Genomic DNA, 6,001 nt, shown 5'->3' on the forward strand with positions numbered 1-6,001 from the left:
CTCCACCGCCGGCGGCAACCCCGTCGTCCAGGAGACCTGCTCCGACATCGCCCGCATGCAGTGGGCCTTCAACGCCGTCGCACCCGGGACTCGTCACGGCGCCGCAGCGGTCAACCGCCGATGGCGATGTCGCTGACCTGTCCTCCGCCGGCCATGGTGAGCCAGGAGGAGTGGGTGCCCTGCTTGGCGAAGTAGTTGCCGCTGCCGATGAAGGCGAACCAGTCACCGCTGTTGACGGCGATGTCGCGCACCTGCCCGCCGGATGCCAGGCCGAGCCACTGCCCGAAGACCCCGCGCTTGACGTAGAAGTCCCCGGACTGGATCCAGCCGATCCAGTCCCCGCCGAGCACCACCTTCGTGGCACCGCCGGCGTTGACCCCCTGCCATGCCGCGTACGCGCCGTCCTTGGCGTACAGCACGCCCGCGGAGTTGACGAACGCGAAGCGGTTGCCGCTGATCGCGATGTCGCGGACCTGGTTGCCGCCGGCCATGGTCAGCCAGCCGCCGTGGATGCCGTCCTTGGCATAGAAGGCGCCGTCCTGGATCCAGCCGATCCAGTTGCCGCTGAGCTCGACCCTGGTGGCACCGCCCGCGTTCATCGCCCGCCAGGGCGCGTAGGCGCCGTCCTTGGCGTACAGGACGCCCGCGGAGTTGACGAACGCGAAGCGGTCACCGCTGATCGCGATGTCACGCACCTGCCCGCCGCCGGCCATGGTCAGCCAGCCGCCATGGATGCCGTCCTTGGCGTAGAAGGTGCCGTCCTGGATCCAGCCGATCCAGTTGCCGCCGAGCACCGCCTTCGACGCGCCGCCCGCGTTGACCGCCTGCCATGACGCGTACGCGCCGTCCTTGACGCTCAGCATGCCCGCCGCGTTCACGAAGGCGAAGCGGTCGAGGACCGCGCCGACCGGGGGCAGGTCTGCGAAGGGCAGGTTGATGGGAGCGCCCTTGGTGACCGTGCCGCCGCAGGCGTAGGCCGGGGTGATGTCGTGGACCGCGTTGTTGCGCCAGATCTCGAAGTGCAGGTGCGGCCCGGTGGAGTTGCCGGTGCTGCCGACGTGGCCGAGCAGCTGGCCCTGCTGCACCGCCTGCCCCGCGGTGACCACGGGCGCCTGCACCAGGTGCAGGTACCTGGTGACGTAGCCGGCGGCGTGGGACACGGTCACGGTGTTGCCGCCGCCGGAGGTCCAGCCGGCGAAGGTCACGGTGCCCGGGTAGGCGGCACCGATCGCCTTGCCGCCGTTGCCGGCGATGTCCACGCCGTAGTGATCGCTGTCAGTGCTGCCGCACCGGTTGGACAGCACCCCGGTGACGACGCCGTCCACCGGTTGCGTCATCGCTCCGGCCTGCGCGGCTGCCGGCTGCGCCGGCACCAGCACGAGCCCGCTCAGGACGACCGCGGCCGCGAGGGCCCACCGTCCTGACTTCACCATGTTCCTGATCATTTGCGCATGTCTCCTGATCGCCGGGGGTGGGCTGCCGCGTCGCGCCGGTCAGAGCTTCGAGAGGATGAAGTTCTTCGCCGCGGTCTGCACGGCGGAGGTCTGGTACTTCGTGCCGTGGACGTCGGTGGGGTCGGCGGCGTTCTGGCACCACTTGTCGCCGGTGTAGCAGTAGGAGCGCAGCCGGCTGTTGAACTCGCTGAGCACGCCCGCGCCCTTGGGCCAGGTGCCGGTGTTCGGGGCGCCGCCGGCGTTGTAGGGCTCCCCCTTGCGGTAGGTGGGGTCGCCGAAGAACACGACCGCGGCGATGCGGCTGCGGTAGGTGGCCGCGATCCGGTTGGCCGAGTCGCTGGCCAGCGCGTCGCCGATGACGTGCGCGCCCTGCGAGTAGCCGATCAGGACGAACCTGGTGGCCGATGAGCAGGTGGTGCCGAGCGAGGTGACCAGGTTCTTGAGGTTGACGGTGCCCTGCTGCTGGCTGATCGGGTAGATCGGTGCGATGGCGGTCGCCGGGTACTTCAGGGCGATCCGCCGGGCGGTGCGCGACGTCTCGGTGACCACGCTGGAGGTCAGGTTGAGCCGGCCGCCGAACCCGCCGCTGGCGTAGTGGTAGGTGCCGCCGCCGCTGCCGGCGGCCTCGTTGGTGCCGCGTACCCCGATGACGATGACGCCGGGGCAGGTCAGGGTCGAGCTGACGGCGTGGGCGGGCGTGGCGACGGCCGTGGCCGCGGCGAGCGTGGCCACTGCCAGGCCCGTGGTCAGTGCGGTACGGCGCAGCCGTGCGGTGAACAGCCGGGGACGGGTCTGTCGCATCGACATCCTCCTGGGGGTCTCATGTGGTCGCATCGTGGCACGGGTGCCGGCGAGCGGCGTACATCCGGCATACATCGAAGTACATCGCGCGCGAGAGCCTGGCGGAACCTGTCGGGGACCGGGCTGGACCTGCGCGTATGAGACTTGCGTGTGCGGCCGCGTGAGGGGCGCACAGCATCCTGTGTGGACCCTGGTCCGCTCTCCGCCGACGCGGGCGGCGCCGGCGCCCGGTGGGCGCGCGCCGTCCGGTCGCGATACGTCCCGGGCGGCGTCGTGCGTCTTGCCGCCGACGCCGTCCGGGAACCCCCACCGCCGTCGTTCGCAGCAGAAGGAGCGGTATGCAATCAGTAGAGACATCATCCGGGCACGGGTCGCGGCCCCGTGGCACGGACCGGCGGCACCTGCTCGGAATGATCACCGCCGCCCTCGCCGTCGGCGTCATCCCGGAGGCCTGGCTCGCGGAGGCCGCGTACGCCGCACCGGCGTGGAACCGGCCGTTCGACAAGTGGATCCCGATCACGGCGCCGTACGGCATGCGCACCGACCCGATCACCGGTGAGTCCCGGATGCACTACGGCACCGACTACAGCACCGGCGGCATCCTGGGCTACCCGATCCGGGCGTGCGCGGCCGGCACGGTCAGCGTCGGCTACAACGCCGGCGGCTTCGGCCACTACGCCACGGTCACCCACGCCGACGGGTGGCGCACCCTCTACGGCCACATGCGCGAGGCGCCCGTGGTCGGCAGCGGCACGCAGGTCGCCGCCGGGCAGCACCTCGGCAACGTCGGCTCGACCGGCCGCTCGACGGGCCCGCACCTGCACCTGGAGATCACCCAGCAGGGGCAGTACCACAACCCGGAGTCGATCCTCGCGGGCGCGCCGTACGCCGGGGCGCCCGGCACACCCCCATCCATTCTCACCAAGGACGGACTGATGTACCTCATCTGGAGCACCGGCGGCACCGGCTACCTGGTCACCCCGAACCGTGTCATCGGGCTGCGGTCGATGGCGCACTACAACCTGTTCAAGCGGATCATCAACTCCAACCAGGCCGCCGCCCAGCCGGAGGTCTTCAACGCGCTGGAGATCGACCAGATCAACGCGTACCTCAACGGCACCGTCCCGGCCTGAGCGGCACGAGCGGCGGCGGACGGTCCCGCGTCAACCTTCCGGCCCGGCGGCACTGTAGCGGCGGCGCAGCCGCGCGACCTCGCGCGGGAGCACGTCGAGCAGGGCCGCCGCGGGCTGCGGCCCCGGATGGTGTGCCAGTAGCGCGACGACGTCGGTGAAGCCGTGCACACGCGCCCGCGCGTCGTAGTCCGCCCGCACCGCGGCGGCCTTGCGGGCGGCCGCCGCGGCCAGCCCGGCGGCCGCACCGCCGACCCGGGCGTTGTCCGACCAGCGGCGCCGCATCGCCGCCGACCCCAGGACGGCGTCGGCGGCGAGCCCGTGCCGGGCCCGGTAGGCGGGCGAGGTCAGGCCGTGCACCACCAGGTGCTGCGCCAGGTTGGCCCGGGGCAGCCAGCATTCGAGGCAGTACAGGCGGCCGTCGTCGGCGTGCGGCTGTCGGCCCGCGATCACCGGCACCCCCGGTGGCGGGCCTGGGGCAGGCCGCGGCCCGCGGGTGCGGGCGATGCCGTGTCGCGTACGCCACCAGCGCGCCTTGGCCGCGGTGCAGCCGAGCAGGGCGCCGAGCTGGGCATGGCTGAGCTCGGTGGTCGCGGCGAGCAGGGCGGGCAGGTCGGCGTGGCCCAGGCCGGCGGCCAGCTCGTCCATGGCCGTGGCGGCGTGCTCGGCCCGGCGTCGGGCGTGCTCGGCCAGCCGCAGCCCGGCGGCCCGTTTTCCCGCCTGGACACCGGCGCGGTGCTCGGTGCGGGTTTTCGCCTCGCGGCCGCGGCGCAGGCGTTCGTCGCGTTCGGCCGGCGGCTGGGTGAGGAAGTCCCGCACGCGCGGGTCGGTCTGGTACCGGTCGCGGGCGCGCCGGGTGGCGGCGTCGCGCAGGCCGGAGCCCATCAGCGCCCGGGTGGCGGGCAGCTGGAACTCCGCGCGGTAGGCGGCGGGATCGGTGCCGTGCCCGGCGACCAGATGCGTGGCGAGCTGGCGGCGCCACCTCCCGCACACCCGGCACAGCAGCTGCCCGTCGGCCTCCGGCTGCTCCCCCGGGCGCAGCGCCGCCAGCTCGGCGGCCGTGGCGGTGGCGCGGTACCGGCGGGTCACACCGGATCCACGTTGGACGGTTGATGTGGCAGGATCACCCCGCGGCGCGGCGGCGTGAGGCCGACCGGCCGGCGATCCCGACGGATGTACGAGAAAGAGGTCCGGCCATGGCCCGAGACTTGGCCCCGCGGCGGGTCGGCGACGGCAGCATGTTCGCGTTCGCCGTCGCCGCCAGCTCGCCGTTGACGGTGCTGGTGGGCGGCATGGTGGCGACGTTCGCGGCCACCGGGATCGTCGGCGTGCCGTTGAGCTTCCTGGTGCTGGGCGCGGTGCTGTGGCTGCCGGCGGTCGGGTACGCGGCGATGTCGCGCCGGGTGGGTTCGGCGGCGCCGTTCTACGCGGTGATGGCGCGCGGGCTCGGCCCGGCCTCGGGCGTGACGGCGGGCACCGTGGCGCTGGTGGCCTACAACTGCATCCAGGTCAGCTTGTACGGGCTGCTCGGGCACACGGCGTCGGGCCTGGTCGGCGGGCCGTGGTGGGGTTGGTCGCTGCTGATGTGGGCCGTGGTGGCGGTGCTGGGCCTGGCGCATGTGGAGCTCAATGCCAAGGTCCTGTTGGCCGCGCTGGCGGTCGAGGTGGTGCTGATCCTGTTGTTCGACGTCGTCGCGATCGCGTCCCCGGCCGGCGGGTCGCTGGACACCGGTCCGCTGTTCGACCCGGCGACGCTGCTGGTCGACGGCGTCGGTGGCGTGTTCGCCCTGGGCATCGCCGCGTTCGTCGGCTTCGAGACCGCGCCGATCTACGCCGAGGAGGCCCGCTCCGAGCGCGCCGCGGGGCGCGCGACGCTGGCGGCGGTGGTGTTCCTGGGCGGGTTCTACGCGGTCACGGCGCTGGGCCTGACCGCGGCCGTCGGGCCTGCCGCGGTCGTCGACGCCGCCCGGGCCGGCCTGCTGCCGATGGGCGTGATCCAGCAGCGGTTCGGTGGGCTGTTCGCCGACCTGACCACGGCGCTGCTGGTGCTGTCGATGTTCGCGGCCGCGCTGAGCTTCCATCACTCGATCGCGCGCTACACCTACGCGATGGCCCGCGAGAACGTCCTGCCGGGGCGGTTGGCCCGCACCTCCGGCGGGGTGCGGGGCGGCACGCCGGTGGGCGGGTCGGTGGTGCAGTCGGTGGGCGCGTTCGCGGTGATCGTGGGCTTCGCGGCGGCCGGGGTCGACCCGTTCACCGGCCTGTTCGTCTGGCTGTCGACGATCGGCGCGCTGGGCGTGCTGACCCTGGTGGTCGCCACGACCGTGGCGGTGCTGGCGTTCTACCGCACCGAGCCCGCCGCGCCGGAGCCGCTGTGGACGCGCACGGTCTCCCCGCTGCTGGGCCTGCTGGCGGGCGGTGCGGTGCTGGTCGTCGTGGTGGTGAACACCGGTGCGGTGCTGGGGACGGCGCCCGGCTCGGCGCTGGCCGCCGTCCCGGCCCTGGTCATCCCGGCCGCCGCGGCGCCGGGCTGGGGGGGGGGCCCGGGCCTGAACGGAAGATCAAAACTCGTTACATCCCGAACAAACCTATTCATAGCCGGTTGCCGAGTCAGGA

Annotated in this window: 5 protein-coding genes; 2 read left to right on the plus strand and 3 right to left on the minus strand. The window is 73.1% G+C overall.

The window, feature by feature from the left end:
• Positions 1–110: 110 nt before the first annotated feature.
• Both AB0J67_RS38665 and AB0J67_RS38670 read right to left on the minus strand, forming a co-directional pair.
• The gene (locus tag AB0J67_RS38665) at positions 111–1,433 is read right to left on the minus strand and encodes a M23 family metallopeptidase (RefSeq protein WP_363490395.1); all 1,323 of its coding nucleotides are present in this window, start codon (positions 1,431–1,433) and stop codon (positions 111–113) included.
• A gap of 60 nt (positions 1,434–1,493) precedes the next feature.
• On the minus strand, positions 1,494–2,255 hold the full coding sequence (locus tag AB0J67_RS38670) for a cutinase family protein (RefSeq protein WP_363490397.1): 762 nt from the start codon (positions 2,253–2,255) through the stop codon (positions 1,494–1,496).
• Between the two features lie 338 nt (positions 2,256–2,593).
• Between AB0J67_RS38670 and AB0J67_RS38675 the strand changes: the two genes are divergently transcribed.
• On the plus strand, positions 2,594–3,388 hold the full coding sequence (locus AB0J67_RS38675; RefSeq protein ID WP_363490399.1) for a M23 family metallopeptidase: 795 nt from the start codon (positions 2,594–2,596) through the stop codon (positions 3,386–3,388).
• A 30-nt stretch (positions 3,389–3,418) separates the two neighbouring features.
• On the opposite strand, the gene AB0J67_RS38680 is transcribed toward AB0J67_RS38675, so the two are convergent.
• A complete protein-coding gene (locus AB0J67_RS38680) occupies positions 3,419–4,474 on the minus strand; it encodes a hypothetical protein (RefSeq protein ID WP_363490401.1) in 1,056 nt (351 codons plus the stop codon).
• A gap of 107 nt (positions 4,475–4,581) precedes the next feature.
• Here AB0J67_RS38680 and AB0J67_RS38685 point away from each other — a divergent pair.
• The coding region (locus AB0J67_RS38685) for an APC family permease (RefSeq protein WP_363490403.1) at positions 4,582–6,001 on the plus strand (1,420 nt) is incomplete at its 3' end.

This window comes from Catellatospora sp. NPDC049609, from assembly GCF_040675365.1.
GTDB lineage: Bacteria > Actinomycetota > Actinomycetes > Mycobacteriales > Micromonosporaceae > Catellatospora.